At 60.1% G+C, this 17,225-nt stretch carries 15 protein-coding genes; 6 read left to right on the top strand and 9 right to left on the bottom strand.

Annotation, left to right across the window (positions count from 1 at the left end):
• Positions 1-147 precede the first annotated feature (147 nt).
• The 9 genes from proX (M0D69_RS15905) to M0D69_RS15865 form a co-directional block, all read right to left on the bottom strand.
• Positions 148-1,185 (bottom strand): glycine betaine/L-proline ABC transporter substrate-binding protein ProX, encoded by a 1,038-nt coding sequence (gene proX / locus M0D69_RS15905; protein ID WP_301782910.1) that lies wholly within the window; start codon positions 1,183-1,185, stop codon positions 148-150.
• 92 nt (positions 1,186-1,277) lie between these two features.
• Entirely contained in the window at positions 1,278-2,231 is a 954-nt protein-coding gene (locus M0D69_RS15900; protein ID WP_301782909.1) for a proline/glycine betaine ABC transporter permease, read from the bottom strand.
• On the bottom strand, positions 2,221-3,405 hold the full coding sequence (locus M0D69_RS15895; RefSeq protein ID WP_301782908.1) for a glycine betaine/L-proline ABC transporter ATP-binding protein: 1,185 nt from the start codon (positions 3,403-3,405) through the stop codon (positions 2,221-2,223). The genes M0D69_RS15900 and M0D69_RS15895 overlap by 11 nt, the downstream gene beginning before the upstream one ends.
• On the bottom strand, positions 3,402-3,758 hold the full coding sequence (locus M0D69_RS15890) for an NIPSNAP family protein (protein ID WP_301782907.1): 357 nt from the start codon (positions 3,756-3,758) through the stop codon (positions 3,402-3,404). Before M0D69_RS15890 ends, M0D69_RS15895 begins: the two co-directional genes overlap by 4 nt.
• Positions 3,755-4,612 (bottom strand): alpha/beta fold hydrolase, encoded by an 858-nt coding sequence (locus M0D69_RS15885; RefSeq protein WP_301782906.1) that lies wholly within the window; start codon positions 4,610-4,612, stop codon positions 3,755-3,757. Before M0D69_RS15885 ends, M0D69_RS15890 begins: the two co-directional genes overlap by 4 nt.
• Before the next feature lie 3 nt (positions 4,613-4,615).
• A complete protein-coding gene (locus M0D69_RS15880) occupies positions 4,616-5,716 on the bottom strand; it encodes an LLM class flavin-dependent oxidoreductase (protein WP_301782905.1) in 1,101 nt (366 codons plus the stop codon).
• 40 nt (positions 5,717-5,756) lie between these two features.
• Entirely contained in the window at positions 5,757-7,268 is a 1,512-nt protein-coding gene (locus tag M0D69_RS15875; protein WP_301782935.1) for an aldehyde dehydrogenase, read from the bottom strand.
• Positions 7,269-7,284: 16 nt separating this feature from the next.
• Positions 7,285-8,265, bottom strand: coding sequence for a flavin reductase (locus M0D69_RS15870; RefSeq protein WP_301782904.1), 981 nt, complete (start codon positions 8,263-8,265; stop codon positions 7,285-7,287).
• A gap of 92 nt (positions 8,266-8,357) precedes the next feature.
• Positions 8,358-10,187, bottom strand: coding sequence for a helix-turn-helix domain-containing protein (locus M0D69_RS15865; protein ID WP_301782903.1), 1,830 nt, complete (start codon positions 10,185-10,187; stop codon positions 8,358-8,360).
• 145 nt (positions 10,188-10,332) lie between these two features.
• Here M0D69_RS15865 and M0D69_RS15860 point away from each other — a divergent pair, with 145 nt between their 5' ends.
• The 6 genes from M0D69_RS15860 to M0D69_RS15835 all read left to right on the top strand — a co-directional run bounded on the left by M0D69_RS15860 (position 10,333) and on the right by M0D69_RS15835 (position 17,172).
• On the top strand, positions 10,333-10,923 hold the full coding sequence (locus tag M0D69_RS15860; RefSeq protein WP_301782902.1) for an amino acid synthesis family protein: 591 nt from the start codon (positions 10,333-10,335) through the stop codon (positions 10,921-10,923).
• Between the two features lie 80 nt (positions 10,924-11,003).
• Positions 11,004-11,948 carry a glyoxylate/hydroxypyruvate reductase A gene (locus M0D69_RS15855; protein ID WP_301782901.1) on the top strand — a complete coding sequence of 315 codons (945 nt, stop codon included), beginning with the start codon at positions 11,004-11,006 and terminating at the stop codon, positions 11,946-11,948.
• A gap of 22 nt (positions 11,949-11,970) precedes the next feature.
• Positions 11,971-12,153 (top strand): hypothetical protein, encoded by a 183-nt coding sequence (locus M0D69_RS15850; RefSeq protein WP_301782900.1) that lies wholly within the window; start codon positions 11,971-11,973, stop codon positions 12,151-12,153.
• A gap of 2 nt (positions 12,154-12,155) precedes the next feature.
• A complete protein-coding gene (locus M0D69_RS15845; protein WP_301782899.1) occupies positions 12,156-12,626 on the top strand; it encodes an Lrp/AsnC family transcriptional regulator in 471 nt (156 codons plus the stop codon).
• Positions 12,627-13,088: 462 nt separating this feature from the next.
• Complete coding sequence (gene proX, locus M0D69_RS15840; RefSeq protein WP_301782898.1) at positions 13,089-14,117, top strand: glycine betaine/L-proline ABC transporter substrate-binding protein ProX; 1,029 nt, start codon at positions 13,089-13,091, stop codon at positions 14,115-14,117.
• A 1,468-nt stretch (positions 14,118-15,585) separates the two neighbouring features.
• A complete protein-coding gene (locus M0D69_RS15835; RefSeq protein WP_301782897.1) occupies positions 15,586-17,172 on the top strand; it encodes a methyl-accepting chemotaxis protein in 1,587 nt (528 codons plus the stop codon).
• Positions 17,173-17,225 lie beyond the last annotated feature (53 nt).

Below are 17,225 nucleotides of genomic sequence, written 5' to 3'. Positions count from 1 at the left end.
CTGGCGCTAAAAGTACCGCAAAGCATGCTTTGCGGTACTCCTGAGGAATTCACCGGCACACCGTCTGTCGAATAGTTGCTGAACGGTGAGTTTCGGAACCAAGTGGTCGGGCGTGCGCTCGACAGTCGAACCGTGGTCTGCGCCGCGCTAGCGGACTTTACTTGCCATCGCGACCCACTGTTCAAATTGCGACTTGTTGCTCGCAACCCAATCATCCGCCAGCTTCGTGATCTGCGCAGACGAACCGCCCTTCTTGCTGATGGCATATTCCCACTGCGACCACGTCGCAACAGGGAATTTAACCTGTTCGATCAGCGACTTGATTGCGGGATTGGCGGCGATGAACTCCTTGTTCGCCACTGAATTGAAGTTCCATGACGACATGGCCATGCGGCACGGGTCAGCACCGCCAGCACAACCCTCCACTCCTTTCAAGAGGGCAGAGGCCTTGTTGGGTACGTTAGGCGGCAGCGCGTCCGCGGGCGTAGGCAACCAGACGACGTCTTTTCCCGGAACCAGCGCGTTCGTGGTCCACGACGGACTCCATGCGTAAAAAAACGCGGGTTTGCCGTTCTTCACGCGCGTCACCGCATCCACCATCAATGCCTCGTATTTGCCCCGCACAGCATGAACGGTTTGCTTGAGCCCGAATTTATCCAGTTGGTAATCCACCACGTCACCGCAACTCCAACCCGGGTCGCAACTGATCAGTTCCGCCTTTCCGTCGCTGCCGAAGAGCCCCGCTATCTTAGGATCCTTCATTTGCTCCAGACTGGTGATGTTGTATGCAAGCGCCGTCTTCTTGTCGATGATATAGCCGTTGATCCCGCCACCTACAATCATGCCGTTGCCGACTATTTCCGCCTGTTTTTCAACGGCTCGAAAACCTGGCTCGCGCTGAGGGAAATTCACATCGGTCGCCAGATCCTCGTCGCCCTGCGCCGCAGCCTGGAAGAACAGCGTGGTGTTCATCGTGCTCATCTTCACGTCGTAGCCCAGCGCCTTCATCGCTTTCATCACGATCTGTGCCGCGACATAGTTCCCGCCGAGGCTGTCACCCTGCGCGTAGCGAATCGTCTTGCCGTCGCCGGGTAGCGCCTGCGCGGCTGCAACCACGCCCGCCGATGTCAGGCCGACAACTGCGACGGCAGCCAGTGCACTTACTGCCCGGACAAATGCTTTCATCAATGCTCCTCGTTCGTGATCGTTCGATCGTCTGGTTTTCAAACCTGACGCGCTTTGGGTGCGCTTACTTCAACTGATTTTTCCGTACGTCATCACAGGGCCTTTTCGGCGTCGTGGGCCGTGTCTGCCGCAGCCGTGCCCCTCGGAATTCGTCCACCCCGGATGAACCTCGCCAGCACCGGCAGAAGCGCGCTTCGGGTTCCGCCCTTCGACTGGGCAAGCTTCTGGGTGATGCGATCAAGCATCATCGCTAGCAACACGATGGCGATACCGCCTATGGCCGCCTGTCCGACATCGAGACGTCCCAGACCTTGAAGCACGACAAGCCCCAGGCCTTCCGCACCGATCATCGCGATCACGACCGACATCACCATTGCGGTGAGCACGGTCTGGTTAAGGCCTCCGAGGATCGTCGGGATTGCCAGCGGCAACTGAACCTCCCAAAGAAGCTGGCGTTTGTCTGCTCCGAAAGCGAGACCCGCCTCCACGATCTCGTGGTCGACCATGCGAATTCCGAGGTGGGTGAAGCGGATGAGCGGCGGCATGGCCGTGATGACGACCGCCACCTCGCCCGGTACCGTGCCGACGCCGAAGAGCATCACCACGGGCACGAGATACACAAACGTCGGCGTGGTCTGCATGATGTCCAGCACCGGACGGACGATCCGCCAGACCCGGTCGCTGCGCGCACACCAAATCCCGACCGGAATGCCGATCACCGCGCAGAACACAATTGCGGTTGCGATCAGCGAGAGCGTTGTGATGGCTTGAGCCCAGACGCCAAGCATCGCGATGACGATCAGCCCCACCAAGGTGAATGCGGCGACTCCAAGACTCGCCAGCCGCCACGCCAGCAGGAACATCAACAACAGCATGACCGGGAACGGGATCGCGTGAAGCACGCTGTCGTTGAAGGTCAACAACCGTTCAACAGGCCATTTGATGAGCAGAAAGAACGGCCGCAGGTTGAGCGCGATCCATTGCACACCGTGCTGGATCCAATCGCCGACCGGCAGCACGGCAAGATCATCGGCTTTAAATAACATGGCGTACTCCCGCGGCGCCCGGGGCGCCAATGCGGGCAAGAATCTGCCCGGCTTCCAGACGGCCTATCAGGCGGCCGGTGTCGTCTATGACGCCGATCGTTGCGCCGGCGCGATAGCTGCCGGCCACGTCGACGAGCTTGGTATCGGCGGGCACGCAGGCGAAACGGGTGTCCGGCCGGGGCATCGAGCCGCCGCGCGCGAGCTCTATCTCAGACGCCGTCACGGTGCCGAGGATGCGTTCATCGGCGTCGAGCATGAAACCCGGTCCCGGTTCGCCGGAAGCGTCGCCCATGACGATCCCGTTCGGGCCGCGCAGGATGGTCACGAGCGACGTCATCACCGAACCAGCATCGAACAACCTTCCCCGGTCGACTTCGCGGGTGAAGGCGGCGACGTAATCGCTGCCGGGTTCAAGCACGATCGACTGCGGAGTGCCTTCGCGCACAAGCCGCCCCTCCGACATGATGGCGATGCGCGAGCCGAGCTTGAGCGCCTCCTGGAAGTCGTGCGTAATAAACAGGATCGTCTTGCTGAACGTGCGCTGCAGGCGCAGCAATTCGTCCTGCATCTCGGTGCGGATAAGCGGGTCCAGCGCGCTGAACGCTTCGTCCATGATGAGGATGTCGGCGTCGGTGGCGAGCGCTCGTGCAAGGCCTACGCGTTGGCGCATCCCGCCGCTCAGTTCATGCGGAAGGTGGTATGCCCAGCGCGCGAGACCGACGACGCTCAGCACTTCCTCGGCGCGCTTGCGTCGCTGCGGGGCCGACATACCGCGCAGCTTCAACCCGAACTCGACATTTTCGATAACCCGTCTGTTGGGCAGCAACGCGAAATGCTGGAAGACCATGGAAATGCGATTGCGCCGCACGTCGCGCAAACCGGCTTCGTCTAGCGTGCAGATGTCCTCGTCATCCAGCAGGATCTTTCCGGCGCTCGGTTCGTTGAGACGATTGATGCAGCGTGCAAGCGTGGACTTGCCCGAGCCCGACAGTCCCATGATCATGTACATCGCCCCCGACGGCACGCTCAAGGAGACGTCGTCGAGCCCGACGACGTGGCCCAGTGTCTCCTGCACCTCCGACTTGTTTTTCCCGGCTTTCAGCATCGCCAGCGCTTTCTCCGGCTTGTCCGTGAACACCTTGTACAAGTGCTCGATCTTCAAGCGCTCGGTCATAGCCTCTTCTCCTGTTGAGAGCCGGCGGAACGGGACAGATGCCGCAACGGCGAAAAGTCCGTCGGCACGAGAATCCTGTTTTCCGCCTGCTCGATGTTCTCTGACAGCTTGGGCAGGAAAGCCTGCCATCTGGGATCGTCCGCCAGTTGCTGACGGCGGCGCGCCCGGTCCTGAAGATCAGCGTAAGCCCAAAGATGCGTCACCTGGCTGAGCGGACCGATATCGGTCGTGAAATACCCCACGAGACCGCCGAGGATGGGCTGCTGGATCGCCAGTCCCTCCTCCCGCACAAGTTGAAGATAACGGCCCATTCGGCCGTTCCTGATCCGGTAGATCCGCTCTTCCACAATCATCGGCCCGTCTCCTCACGTATCTCCCCATCTTCACCCGCCAGAAAGCGGCACATAAGCGTCGCGACGAGATCTGGCGCCTCGATCAGGATCGAATGCCGCAGGCCGGAAAGGATCTCGAGTTGCGAGCCGGGGATGCGCTGATGCATGAAGTGCGCCATACACGGATTGGAGCCCTGGTCTTCCTCGCCGGTCACGATCAGCGTGGGTGCGGAGATCTGATCGATGAATCCGCCAAAATCCGTCTGCGCCAGCACGCGATAAGCGGCCGCGTAGCAGTCTGGATCGTTCTCGGCATTGCGCTGACGCAAGCGCGCGACCAGCTCGGGATTGCGCTGCTGAAACCCTTCGGTAAGCCACCGCGACAACGACGCATCGTAGTGCGAGCCCCGGTCGCCGGCTTGCAGCGCAGCGAGCCGCGCGGCGACCCGCTCGCGCTCCTCGGGCGTCCGGCCCGCGACGGTGGCCAGTAACACGAGCTTCCTCAGACGCTGCGCATGCGTGAGCGCAAGCCGCTGCGCAATCAGGCCACCGAGCGAGAAACCGGCGAGGTCGAATCTCTCGAAGCCAACATGGTCAGCGAGAGCCAACACGTCTCCCACGAAATCATCGATCTCGTAGCGGCCCTTGATCAGCGATGAGCGTCCGTGACCACGCAGATCCAACGTCAGGATGCGAAAGGTATCGTCAAGTTTTGCTGCGACGCCTTCCCACGCCTCGAGACTCGAACCCACGCCGTGAATGCAGACCAACGCCCGGGAACCCTCACCCTGAAGCCGATAATTCAGTACCATGCCACGGTCGGTGAACGTGCGGTCATCGGCTGTTTGCGTCGTTGAAGTCCTGGCGGCGTCCATGGCTCAGTACCCCGCAGCCGCGACGCTTTGCTCACCCCGCGAATCCCGTTCACTGGCAGCATCGCGGGCGGCGAAATGCGGCATCACTTCATCGATAAAGAGGCGCAGCGTCTTGACCTGCAGCTCGAACGGCAGATTGAACGAGAGGCCCAGGCAGTATTGATCGACGCCCTGATCCTCGTAAATCTGCAGCTTCCGGATCACTTCGTCCGGCGTGCCGAACATCAGGTTGTCGCGAATGTTGGCCGGGTCGTAGTTGGCACGATTCGCCACCGTCTCGTAAGGTACGGGCTCAGGGAAACCGTCCGTGACAGTGCCGATGTTCTGCATCAGGTTCTCGAAGGTGCGCCCATAATCCACGCTGTGGCGCACAGCGGTGTGCCAGTCATCAGGACGATCATAAACACATGTGCGCCGCTGCATCATGAAGCGCGGGCGCGCGCGCTCGGGATGATCGGCCACCGCCTTGCGGAACTTCTCGCCCAGCACTGCGACTTCAGCCGGGGGCGCGGACAGCGGGGTAGACAAGATATTCGCGCCGATACCCACCGCCCAGTCGAAACTGCCGGGGTCGCGCGTGGCGACCCAAATAGGCGGATGGGGCTGCTGCAATGGCTTGGGCACGGACGTCGCCAGCGGAAACTTCCAGTAGTGGCCGTCGTGGGCGTAGTCGCCGGCCCAGAGCTTCTGCACGGCCGGCACGATCTCCTTGAGGTACGCCACGCCTTCCTGCTGAGGAATGCCGCCGGCCATGCGATCGAACTCATACTGATACGCACCGCGCGCAATCCCGAATTCGAGGCGTCCACCGGTCAGGTGGTCGCACATGGCGGCTTCGCCTGCGAGCCGGATCGGCGACCAGTACGGCGCAACCAGCGTCGCCGTTCCGAGCCTGATGCGCTGCGTGTGCTGAGACAACCAAGTCAGGATAGCGAACGGATTAGGCGAAACAGTGCATTCGATGGTGTGATGCTCGGCGGTCCAGAGCGTCTCGAAACCGCCCTCATCGGCGATACGGGCCAGCGCAAGCATATTGGACATGGCAGTCGACATTGAGTCTGCCGGCGAAAACCGCTCCATGCTGATCGAGATGGCGAATTTCATAATGAGTCTCTTGAATTGGTTTTTTGGCAAGGCGCATGGCTTAGCGCAGACGAATAACGAACGGGTCTTGCATGGCGCCGGAGTAGTCGATCACGACGTTCTTCAGACGCGAGAACTCACGCATCACTTCGAAGCCGCCCCGACGACCGTAACCGCTTCGCTTGGTGCCGCCGTTCGCGGACATATAAGCCGCCGAGCGATAGGTATTGACCCAGACCGTACCCGCCTCGATATCGCGTGCAAAGCGCAGGGCGCGGTCGATGTTCTGAGTCCAGATGCCCGCGGCAAGGCCGTATTCAGTGTCGTTGGCGAGCGCGATGAGTTCCTCTTCCGTGGAGAACGGAACCACGCCCACGACGGGCCCGAAAATTTCCTCCTGCATGAAGCGCATCTCGTTGCGAGCCTGCGTCATCACGGTCGGCTCGAAGTACCAGCCACGCGACAGAGCCGGGTCCTTGGGCTGGCGCCCGCCTATCGCGATCTTTGCGCCTTCTTGAACACCGGACGCAACGTAACCCACCACCTTGTCGAGCTGACTGGCAAGCGCGAGCGGCCCGATATCGGTGTCGTCCGCCATCGGATGGCCGACCTTCACACGGCGCGTACGCTCGACCAGCGCCTCGACAAATCGCTCATAGACACTTGCCTCGACGAAGCAGCGCGAACCCGCCACACAGGTCTGCCCGGCCGCCGCGAAGATGCCCGACACGACGCCGTTCACGGCCCGTTCCACGTCGACATCCGAGAACACGACGTGCGGCGACTTGCCTCCCAATTCCATCTGGCAGGGAACGAGATTTTCGGCCGCGTTGCCGGCGATCTTGCGCCCGGTCACCGTGCTGCCGGTGAAGACAAATTTAGCGATGCCGGGATGGCGGGTGAGCGCATCGCCGGTTGTCACACCGTCGCCCGTGACCACGTTGAACACGCCCGGAGGAAAGCCCGCCTCGATAGCCAGTTCAGCGAGCGCGAGAGTCGAAGCCGTCGCGTGTTCCGAGGGCTTCACGACTACCGTATTGCCTATCGCGAGACACGGCGCGAGTGTGCCCGTGAGCATCATCAGTGGCGAATTCCACGGGATAATCATCCCCACCACGCCGATCGGTTCACGCAAATTGAAGTTCAGCGTGTCGAGCTTGTTGACCGGGATCGTGTCACCCTGAAGCTTGTCGGCCATTCCGGCGAAGTAGAGATACGAATCAGGGATAGCCCGCATCTGGGCGCGCATTTCCTTGATGAGTTTGCCGTTGTCGCGGCATTCGATCAGCGCCAGTTCGTCCGCGTTGGCGAGGACGAGATCGGCGAGACGGCGCACCAGTTTGCCGCGATCGGTTTGCGTGATCCGCCGCCACGCCGGGCTCTTCAGCGCCGCTTGCGCCGAACGCACGGCGGCATCCACGTCGTCGGCATTCGCCTGCGCAAACTCATACCAGGGCTGCGCCGTTGTTGGGTCATAACTTGACACGTACTGGCCGCTGCGTGGAGGTGTGAACTCTCCGTGTATGAATAGATTCTGTCTCGACCCTTGCAAACTTTCGACTGTCGTTTTCATCATGTCCTTTCCAAATTCAAGGTTGCGGATGCTGTGTGTGCGGCTGCGCTGCGCTCACCATCGCGACACGGCCACCATCGTGTGAATCCATGTAAATGCCGAACCGTCCGCCGGCGCTCTCGCGCACATAGCGCCGCAGCATTCCGCGTATTTCCATCGTCGGAATATCGTCGTACGGAAGCTGCTCGAGCGGAAAAAAACGGAAGTTCTCGGGGATATCGCAGGCCGCACGCGGCAATGCCAGCCGGGCACGGTAAATCAGGTAACCGGAATCGCTGCCGGCTGCATCGAAGACGGAATAGAGGAACGTGTCGTCGGGCAGCAATTCCAGATCGTTTCCTCCAGCAATAGGAAGCCGGCCGTTGACGAGCCGGTGTGGTGCGCTAGGTAGCGTCCAGCCGTTCTTGCCGTCGCTTGCCAGCAGCAGCGAGCCTTCCGCCTCGATGAGATAACCGACAATCATGTTGTGAGATGAGAGCCAGCCCGGCGGCAACGGATTCTTGACCTGCGCGTAGCGGCCGCGGCAAAAACCCAGCGGCGCAGAGGGACTCGTTCCAAAGGCCTGGACACGGCCGATGAGAATCGTGTGGTCCCCTGCATCCACCCGGTCATGGACCGTGCAGTCGAACCACGTCAGGCATTCGGTCAGCACCGGGGCGCCGGTGTGGACGCCGTCGTGACTGACGGCGGCGAATTTATCGGCAGATTTGGAGGCGAACAGATTGGAGACGTCAGTCTGCGCTTCGTGTAGCAGGTTGACCGCGAAGTGATCAGAATCCTGAAAGACAGGAAAACTCGAGGCGCCCTTTCCTACGCATACGAGCAGAAGCGGCGGATCGAGCGACACCGACGTGAACGAGTTTGCCGTCATCCCGCGGGGACGGCCTTCGGCGTCGCGGGTGGTGATGACCGTCACCCCCGTCACGAAGGTGCCGAACGCTCGGCGCAAGGCCACCGGATCAATGGCGACAGGTTTATCTGAAACTTCGGCTTGCATGTACTTCACCTCGAACGTCGTTACGTTGAGGTCTAAGTTAAGCCATGCAAAAAAGGGTTTCTTCCGCTGGATCGAAGGATATCCGAGCCTAATTAACCTCTCATTCGAGGTATCGACTTTGAGCGCTTCGCGGACGGTATGCTGCTCTCGACCAAGCTGTGCAGTTGCAACGCAAGCTCGATCGCGAAACGCTGCTCCGGCGTTTCGACCTGGATGCCAAACAGGTCCGAGATCCTCGACAGGCGATACCGCAGGGTCGTCACGTGAAGGTCCATCGCATCGGCGCAATGCTGACTGCGGCAGCCTGAGCGAACATAGGCAGCCAGGGTTTCGAGGTAAGCCGACTTATGCTTCTTGTCGTGCTCCACCACCCGACCTATGGCGCCGTCGATGAAGCTACGAACGTCGGCCGAGTCGGCGGCTCCGATCAGCATGGGCAACGGTCCAAAGTCGGGGACGGTCATCGCGCCCCGTCTGCCGAATGTACGGGCAACCCGAATCATGCGCCAGCAGCGCTCCCATTCGTTCGCGATCGCTTCGAGACCTTCACAGGTGTCGCCAACGACTACGATGGGTTCACTGCCGAACGAGCGGAACAATGTCTCGGAGACGCGCTGCGCCAATCGCGCGACCCGGTCCAGTTCCACGCCCTCCTCTTGCGGCACGAGACACACCAGCGCCCCGCCGACCGTCACGATGTGCACCGCAACATGCAGCTGCGCCGCGAGCAGCGCGACCGCGCGATGGCCATCGACGGAAAGATCGGCGGACGTGTTCGTACTATCCGGGAAATCGGTCACGAGCATTCGCATAGGCGCCGCAAGCGACAGTCCGAGGCGCCGGCCGCGCAGCAGCATATCGTGCTCGTCGCGCCAGCGGCGTTCGACGATTTCGAAAAACAATTCGGTGAGCGTTCGCGTCTCGAAGCGAAAGCGTATGACGCTGCGCATCAATTGCACGCTCAACGCAAACTTCGCACTTTCGATGAGTAGCTTCTGAAGATCATTCGCGTCGGACTTGTCGAAGGTCAGCAATGCGCCGACCGCTTCATCGTCGACCATAAGCGATTCTATGCGGGCGTAGAGCGAGAGCTTGTCGCCAAGGCGCAGTGTGATCGTCTCGGCGCGCCGGGTCGTTACAGCCTCCCGGACATCGCCAAGAATCTCGCGACCCGTGGCGCCCTCGAGCATGATGCGCCACGTACCGTCATCATGGACGCCGGGCACCGGCGACGCAGATGCAAGCAGGCTGCTTGCGAAGAAATCCAGAACGAGCACTGGCACACCAAGAAGATCGCCGAGCATCGCGGTGAGCGTTTCTGTGGAACCACCGGCCAGCACTTCCTGCAACAGCGAACCCTGAGCGCCCAGCACGCGGCGCAATTGCTCGGCCGCAGCGAGCTGCGCGCGATGACGATGCGCGCGTTCAATCGCTATCGCCCCCAGATGCACGATGATCGCCATGAACGCGAGGTCATCCGCCGACACGTCCACCACCTTGCGCGACGTAACGGCCAACACCATGGGCCGTCCTTCTACGTCGACGCTCGCCATGGGATAGATCAGCACGGTGCAATAGCCACGCTCATTTGCTTCAAGCCGATACCCGGGAAATTCAACGGACTCGCGCGCGTCGCGAATGTACACGGGCTCGAAGCGCTGCAGCGCAATAAGCGCTGGACTGGTCGCCAGTTCCCAGCGATCTCCCAGCGGGCGGCGCAACATGGCGTTGGTCTCGTAGCGCGCGGTGACCAGCGCGTAACCATGCGCCAGGTCCACGGTCATGATCGATCCCAGGTCCCAGGAGCCGTGCCTGCATGCCGCCTGGATAAGGTCTCGCAGCAGCGTATCAAGGTCGCCGTCCGAGTTGATTTGGCTCGCGACATCACGAAGCGACATGATTCGCGACAATTGATCTGGCATATCAGAGCATCCAAAAGTCTTATTTCAATATACGACATACCGTAGCAAAAAATAAAAGAATCATCCCCCGAAGACGCGGAGGACGCACCCGATTCCCATCGTTAGCATTCGTATAGGACGAACCGCTAACCAATGGAGTGGGCAAATGGAAACTGGGATTCGCAAGATCGCGACGTTTATCGAAGAGACCGTTATCGAGGGTGGCCGGAAGGCCGAGCGGCCAATCACTACAGTGGTCGTTGCAGCAATCATTCGCAACCCGTGGGCGGGCCTGGGCTTCGTGGAAGACCTCCGACCGGAGATTCTGCGTCTCGCCCCCGTGCTGGGCGCAGAGATGACACGCCGGCTCGTTGCGATCATGCCCGCCGATTGCGTCGAGGCGTATGGCAAGGCTGCTACCGTAGGTGTGAACGGTGAGATCGAGCACGGCTCGGCACTGATCCACACGCTTCGCTTTGGCAACATGTTCCGCGAGGCGGTCAACGGCACCGCATTTCTCAGCTTCACGAACACGCGCTCGGGTCCCGGCGCGCTCCTGTCTGTGCCAATGATTCATAAGTCCGAAACGGGAAAGCGGTCGCACTTCGTCACGGCAACGTTCCAGGTGGCGGATGCTCCCGGCCCCGACGAAATCCTGATCGCAATCGGCGCGGCGGACGGCGGGCGCGCTCATCCGCGCATTGCCGACCGCTTTCAGGACATGGCGGAGATGGAGGCCGAAAAATCGAGCGCTTGACCAGCACGACGTGCTGGCGGCCGTGACCCGGACCGGCTTGATCTAAATTCGAACTTCACCTGCCTGCCGCTGGAGTTTTCATGTCAGACCCGATCGCTCTGATCAGCAACATACGTTGCGATGACGAAGCAAGCTATCTGTCAGCGCTTGCTTCGGCCATGCCTGCCGAGAACGTCGTCCTGTTTCGCCAAATGAGTGCGCAACAGCGCGCGCGTGTTCAGATCGCGATAGTCGCGAATCCCGATCCGGCCAACGTAACCGCGTTGCCCAATCTGGTCTGGGTGCAAAGCTTATGGGCAGGAGTGGAGCAGCTCGTTACCCGGCTAGCGGCCGACGGCCCGCCGATCGTGCGCATGATCGACCCCGAAATGTCCAGGACCATGGCTGAAGCGGTGCTTGCATGGACGTACTATTTGCAGCGCGACATGCCGGCCTACTTGCGCCAACAGTGGCAGGGGATCTGGCATCGGCATGCCTATCGCAAGCCTTCGACCCTGACCGTCGGAATACTCGGGCTCGGTTCGCTCGGCACGGCAGCGGCAGTTCGCCTCGGAGAAGCCGGCTTCAAGGTCGCAGGCTGGAGCCGCTCGGCAAAAAGGCTGCCCGGCGTACAGACGTTTTCAAACGACGATGGGCTTATCACCATGCTGCGCATGAGCGATATAGTCGTCTGTCTCGTGCCGCTGACGGCCCAAACGCACGGCTTGCTACATGCCGCCCTCCTTGCCGTTATGAAGCCGGGTGCGGGCCTCATCAATTTCGCTCGAGGACCCGTCGTCGTGACAGACGATCTGCTCGCGGCTCTCGACAGCGGACACCTGTCACATGCGGTTCTCGATGTCTTCGATGAAGAGCCGTTAGCTGCCGATTCGCGCCTGTGGCAACATCCGCAAGTGAGCGTGCTTCCCCATATCTCTGCACCAACCGATTTCGAGACCGCAGCAGCCGTTATCGCGGCAAACGTTGGTGCCTACCGGGCAAACGGAGCTTTGCCTTGCAGCGTGGATCTCGTGCTCGGTTACTAAAGTTGTTCGCGAAGGAGCAGTAATGCGTGCATCACTCGTTGCGCCAGCCGTGCCGCTTATCGGCGATGATCGCGGCGAAGAACGCGGCGAAGAACGCGGCGAAGAACGCGGCCACGATCGCACGCGCCCGATCGCGTTGTCAAAGCTGGCCTCGACGCCTGACGCGCATGACGTGATCGAGCGCGATAGCCCGGTGGCCGTCTGACGGTGGTCAAGCTCGACCGCTACGACATCGCCATCCTGCGTATTCTCGCGCGCGACGGCCGCATCACGAAATCAAAGCTTGCCGAAGAGGTGAACCTGTCGATTTCACCCACCTGGGAAAGGGTGCGCAAGCTCGAGGAGAGCGGCGTCATCAAGGGCTATCGGGCGGAACTCGACTGGGTCGGGACCACCAACGCGAGCCGGATCGTGGTGGAAGTGACGCTGGCGCGGCATACGGAGCGAGACATGCGGCGCTTCGAGGAGGCCATGCGCGCCGCGCCGGAAGTTTTGCAGTGCTATGCAACGGACGGGGGCGTGGATTATGTACTGCATGTAGTGTCACGCGACATCTATCACTACCAGCGCTTCATTGACTCCTTGCTGATAGGTGAAATCGGAATCGAACGCTACTTTACTTATATCGTTACAAAGGTCGTGAAAAGCATGCCTGACAGCGTACCCCAGTGGGATTGAAGAACGCTTCGGGGGGTCGGGAAGAAGAATGGCAATCGGGCGCATCCGGATCCTCACCGCGCCGATGATGTCCACGACCCTCGCAGGAAACCGCCGAATGCTCACTCCGCACACGCAATAGAACGCCTTCCCGATCGCACGTCAAACCGATGACCCCCAGCTCACCCGAGCCAACAATGCGCAGCGTCGCGGTCGTCGCTATCAACGTGTCACGACGCGTCACTTGCGGCGCTCTCGCCACATCTTCACGCCACTGTCCGCGATGAAGCCGCCGGGCCGACACCATACGTTGAACGGTAGGCCATCTTGTCACCACCGTCCTTCCTTTCAGTGGAAGACGCATTTTTTAGCGTCAAGTAACTTGTATCGCATCGCCACGACGGCAAAACCGATCATCACTTCGATGAGTCGCCGCAGCGGTAGTACCGCTAAACCTCAATATCACATAGGGAGAAGACATTCATGAAAGCAATGATGCGAGTGGCAACGGTCGCGGCGTGCGTGGCACTGGCAACGCACGCGATGGCCGCATCCCCGCAGGCGCTCCCGGGCGCGGGCAAGACGGTTCACTATGCGCAGACCGACAGCCTGGGCGCGAATTACGTCGCGGTACAGATTGTGAAGAAGGCACTCACGTCGCTGGGCTACGAGGTGAATTTGAGCACGATGGGGACAGTGCTGTTCTTTCAGGCGGTCGCGCAGGGTGACGTCGACATGGAGACCGACGTCAATTTTCCGCAGAGCGAGCCCGATTTCCGTGTGGTCCAGAGCCAGGCGGAAATGGTCGGCGGCGGTGAGATCATTGGTGGTGGCATCAATGGCTATCTGATCGACAAGAAAACCGCGTTGGCGCACAACATCACCAGTCTCGAACAGATGAAGGACCCGAAGATTGCCGCGCTGTTCGGCGACGATAGCAAGGCGCAACTGATCAGCTGCGATCCCGGCTGGAGCTGCGGTGACGTTGTCAACTACCAGCTGGACAAATTCGGACTCCGGCAGACAGTGCATCCCGTGAGCGGCAAATACGAGGCGCTGATGGCGGACGTCGTGACTCGCGTCAAGGACGGCAAGCCGGCGTTCTTTTACGCGTGGAGTCCGTCATGGACGACCAACGTGCTTGTGCCGGGCAAAGACGTCGTGTGGCTGCCAACGCCCACCGATGCGTTACCGCCGAACGTGCCGAACCGGGGCTCGGCGCTCGTGAATGGCGTCGAAGGATGCGCGGGCGGCGCCAATCCGTGCCGTATGGCCATGGCATCCTGGAACTACGGCGCGGTCGCGAACAAGGCATTTATCGCCGCCAATCCGGTTGTCAAAAAGCTCGTCGAACAGGTCCGTTTTCCATCGGCGACATGGTCAGCCTGGGAACTTGCGATCAGCAAGGGCAACGGTGCAACAACGGTCGTCTCGACACTTGCGGATCAGTGGTTGGCCGCGAACAAAACGCAGTTCGACGGCTGGCTTGATACGGCCCGTAATGCACACTAAAGCACGGTGAAGAAGCGGCGGCGATCGTGCAGGACGGTGGCCACGATGTTCCCGCGGCCGAGCCGCTCCTGCATGTAGCCCGTTGGACTCTGTTGCAGTAAGGCGGTCCGCTATGATGTAGGAACAACGTGAACGACTGAAAGCTCGATGAAGACGTTGAATCCGGCGGTGGCCAGAGTGAGATGTCACGCATATTGCAGCGAGATGGACGCGACCGTCCACATCGCCTGGATCTTTATCCACTACTCACTAAGGGGTGACTGCCGCAGTTCGACGCGCCAGCGCTATGCATTGTCGCCCGATGTCCACTTACAACACGTTTGAATGCTTCGGGTCGATGCTATTGAATCGGCGAGGGTTTATCTCGACAGGTTTTCATGGGTCGTTCGACCCTTGACCGCAGCCTACGAGCGGCTTGTAGGTGCAGCGGACACTTAAGCGCCGGTGGTGTCGCGGTCTGCGACGATCGTCACCCAATAGCGGGTCCGATAGACGACTCGCACCGGTGCGCTGCTCGACAAGCCATACCGGTATGGCCTTTTCAGTGGTCGACGCAGCTGTGTGGGTGCCCGCAATATTCTTGAATATTTGATTCGGCTTGACGAAAAAATGGATGAAATGCGGGCAAGTTCCGGTCTTGTTTATCGGATTGCTCAGCCGTTTTTTTGCTTATGCTGTAGTTCTCTCAGGTTCGGTTGGCCCCCTCGAACGACCGAACTTTAAGCCGGCGTACACGCCGGCTTTTTTTTGTGGTGCGCCCGCCAAGGGCGTATTCCTGGAGATGCAAGTGCTCCCGTGAGTTGCCCACAGCGAACGAAGTGAAGCGTAACTGCATGAGGGCGATAAGGCTTGGAAAGGAAACGTGGAGCGAAACCGCGAGCCGATGGACAAGGCCGGCCCACATAGCGAATTAGGTTTCTGCATCAGCACGATCTCACGCGACCATCCGGCGACGCGACACGGCCGTCAGTCGAAAACGATCGCAATCTTGCCGCCCAATTTTCTGCTTCATTGCTCCTGCAGGTAGCAATGAGCGCCGCCGCGCTGCGAGCCGCAAAACGATGTGTAGTTGCCGTGGTGGGTATTGCCGTGGTGGGTATTAACTCCCCGGGGCGTTGATGAAGTGTTCGTTCAAATTCAAAGTAATCCTGAATTCCAACTCCCCATATTGTCATCGCGGAAAGGTCAATGTATGTCTTCTATTAGGTAACGGTTGCCAACAATTCTGCACGTTTTCGCCACTGCACTGGGGTCACTGGATTCTGCAATCACTTCATAGAAAAAATCAATTCCTACGCAAACCTTTGCGACGTACGACCAAGGGAGATCCACCCTGTGTAACTGCGCTGTGATGCCGTTACTCATAGCAGCGATCCCCATTTTCATATGGTCGTCAGTGGCCCCCATCCCGAATAAGGAAGCCGCTTAAAGCACGCTCTTCGCAATAACAATATCTGGGAGTGAAAACATGAACTCAAATCGACTTACGGTGAAGGCCAAGCTTTCCGTCGCTTTCGGCTTGCTTGCCGTTGTTGTGCTGATCGTATCGGTCATATCGCTTAAGTCACTGAACGACGCCAACGACCGCTTCTACAGCTTCGTCAATGGCATCAACGCGCGCGCAGAGATGGCCGAGTCCATCCGTACCGCGGTGGATGATCGCGCTATGGCAGTTCGCAATCTCGTGCTCGTTAGCGCCCCCGCTGACGTGGACATCGAGAAAGCTGCGGTTCTGGACGCCGAACAACGCGTCGAGAACCGCCTGGAAAAATTTAACGCGATGGTCGCAGATGCTCACGACATGAGCGATCAAGCGCGTCGCCTGGCCGCGGAAATACCCCGCATTGAAGCGCTGTATCGCCCGATTGCCCTGGATATCAACCGCCTCGCGTTGAGCAATCAGCGCGAGGCAGCGATCGAGGCAATTACGACGAAATGCAGGCCCTTGCTTGTGTCGCTGATCAAGGCGTCCAACGACTACGCGGACGTGACACACCAGCGCGCAGCGAAAATAGTTCAGGATGCCGAGGAACATTTTTCCAGCCAACGCAACTTGCTCATCGCAATATGTCTTGCGGCGATCGCGATGGCGATACTGGCAGGCGTCGTCATTACGCGTAGTCTGTTGCGCGCCCTCGGTGCAGAGCCGAGCGATCTCGCGCACGTTACGCAGCGCGTCGCCGCGGGCGATCTCAGTCCGGTCGCGGGCGCCGCGAACGCCCCCGCCGGAAGCGTGCTTGCGTCAATGGGTGACATGCAGGTGAGTCTCGTGAACCTGATCGGGCGCGTGCGCAGCGCTGCAGACAGTATTGCGACTGGCTCCAGTCAGATCGCCACAGGTAACACCGACCTCTCTTCTCGCACCGAGCAGCAGGCGGCCTCGCTGCAGGAAACGGCATCGAGCATGGAAGAGCTTACATCGACCGTGAAACAGAACGCTGAGAATGCCCAGCAGGCAAGCACACTGTCCGCGAACGCATCAGAAGTCGCGCTCAAGGGCAGCGGCGTGGTCAGTCGTGTTGTCGACACAATGGGGGATATCAGCGCGAACTCGACAAAGATCGCGGACATCACGAGCATTATTGAAGCGATCGCTTTCCAGACGAACATTCTGGCGCTTAACGCCGCCGTGGAAGCGGCACGAGCAGGCGAACAGGGACGCGGCTTTGCGGTGGTCGCAAGCGAAGTACGTAGCCTTGCGCAGCGTTCGTCCAGTGCGGCGAAAGAGATCAAGGAGCTGATCAGCACATCGGTGCATAAGGTTCGCGAGGGAGCGACTCTCGCAAACGAAGCCGGCACCACCATGTCAGAAGTAACTCAAGCCGTCGCTCGGGTGACCAACATCATGGGCGAAATTGCTGCTGCATCGAGCGAACAGAGCAAGGGCATTGAACAGGTCAGCCATGCCATCGCCCAGATGGACGAAGTGACGCAGCAGAACGCCGCGCTGGTAGAGGAAGCCGCAGCAGCGGCGAACTCGCTCGAAGATCAGGGTCGACAGCTCAACCAATGCGTCGCGTTGTTTCGCTTCGAGCCGATAACAAGCCGCTGTTAGTCCCGCACACGCGCTGGGTTACTCGAATGGCCCTCAATGAGGGCGGAGCCGAC

The sequence above is a fragment of the Caballeronia sp. SEWSISQ10-4 2 genome (genome assembly GCF_030464885.1).
In the GTDB taxonomy this organism is placed as follows: Bacteria; Pseudomonadota; Gammaproteobacteria; order Burkholderiales; family Burkholderiaceae; genus Caballeronia.
The sequence above is the reverse complement of the archived record's forward strand: the minus strand, read 5'-3'. Positions and strand labels throughout refer to the sequence as shown.

Excerpts from the sequence above, each read along its gene's own strand:
- proX (WP_301782898.1), top strand. The coding sequence starts at position 13,089 with ATGAAAGCAATGATGCGAGTGGCAACGGTCGCGGCGTGCGTGGCACTG.
- M0D69_RS15835 (WP_301782897.1), top strand. The coding sequence starts at position 15,586 with ATGAACTCAAATCGACTTACGGTGAAGGCCAAGCTTTCCGTCGCTTTC.
- M0D69_RS15875 (WP_301782935.1), bottom strand. The coding sequence starts at position 7,268 with ATGAAAACGACAGTCGAAAGTTTGCAAGGGTCGAGACAGAATCTATTC.
- M0D69_RS15885 (WP_301782906.1), bottom strand. The coding sequence starts at position 4,612 with ATGGACGCCGCCAGGACTTCAACGACGCAAACAGCCGATGACCGCACG.
- M0D69_RS15855 (WP_301782901.1), top strand. The coding sequence starts at position 11,004 with ATGTCAGACCCGATCGCTCTGATCAGCAACATACGTTGCGATGACGAA.
- M0D69_RS15865 (WP_301782903.1), bottom strand. The coding sequence starts at position 10,187 with ATGCCAGATCAATTGTCGCGAATCATGTCGCTTCGTGATGTCGCGAGC.
- M0D69_RS15870 (WP_301782904.1), bottom strand. The coding sequence starts at position 8,265 with ATGCAAGCCGAAGTTTCAGATAAACCTGTCGCCATTGATCCGGTGGCC.
- M0D69_RS15850 (WP_301782900.1), top strand. The coding sequence starts at position 11,971 with ATGCGTGCATCACTCGTTGCGCCAGCCGTGCCGCTTATCGGCGATGAT.
- M0D69_RS15895 (WP_301782908.1), bottom strand. The coding sequence starts at position 3,405 with ATGACCGAGCGCTTGAAGATCGAGCACTTGTACAAGGTGTTCACGGAC.
- M0D69_RS15900 (WP_301782909.1), bottom strand. The coding sequence starts at position 2,231 with ATGTTATTTAAAGCCGATGATCTTGCCGTGCTGCCGGTCGGCGATTGG.
- proX (WP_301782910.1), bottom strand. The coding sequence starts at position 1,185 with ATGAAAGCATTTGTCCGGGCAGTAAGTGCACTGGCTGCCGTCGCAGTT.
- M0D69_RS15880 (WP_301782905.1), bottom strand. The coding sequence starts at position 5,716 with ATGAAATTCGCCATCTCGATCAGCATGGAGCGGTTTTCGCCGGCAGAC.
- M0D69_RS15890 (WP_301782907.1), bottom strand. The coding sequence starts at position 3,758 with ATGATTGTGGAAGAGCGGATCTACCGGATCAGGAACGGCCGAATGGGC.
- M0D69_RS15860 (WP_301782902.1), top strand. The coding sequence starts at position 10,333 with ATGGAAACTGGGATTCGCAAGATCGCGACGTTTATCGAAGAGACCGTT.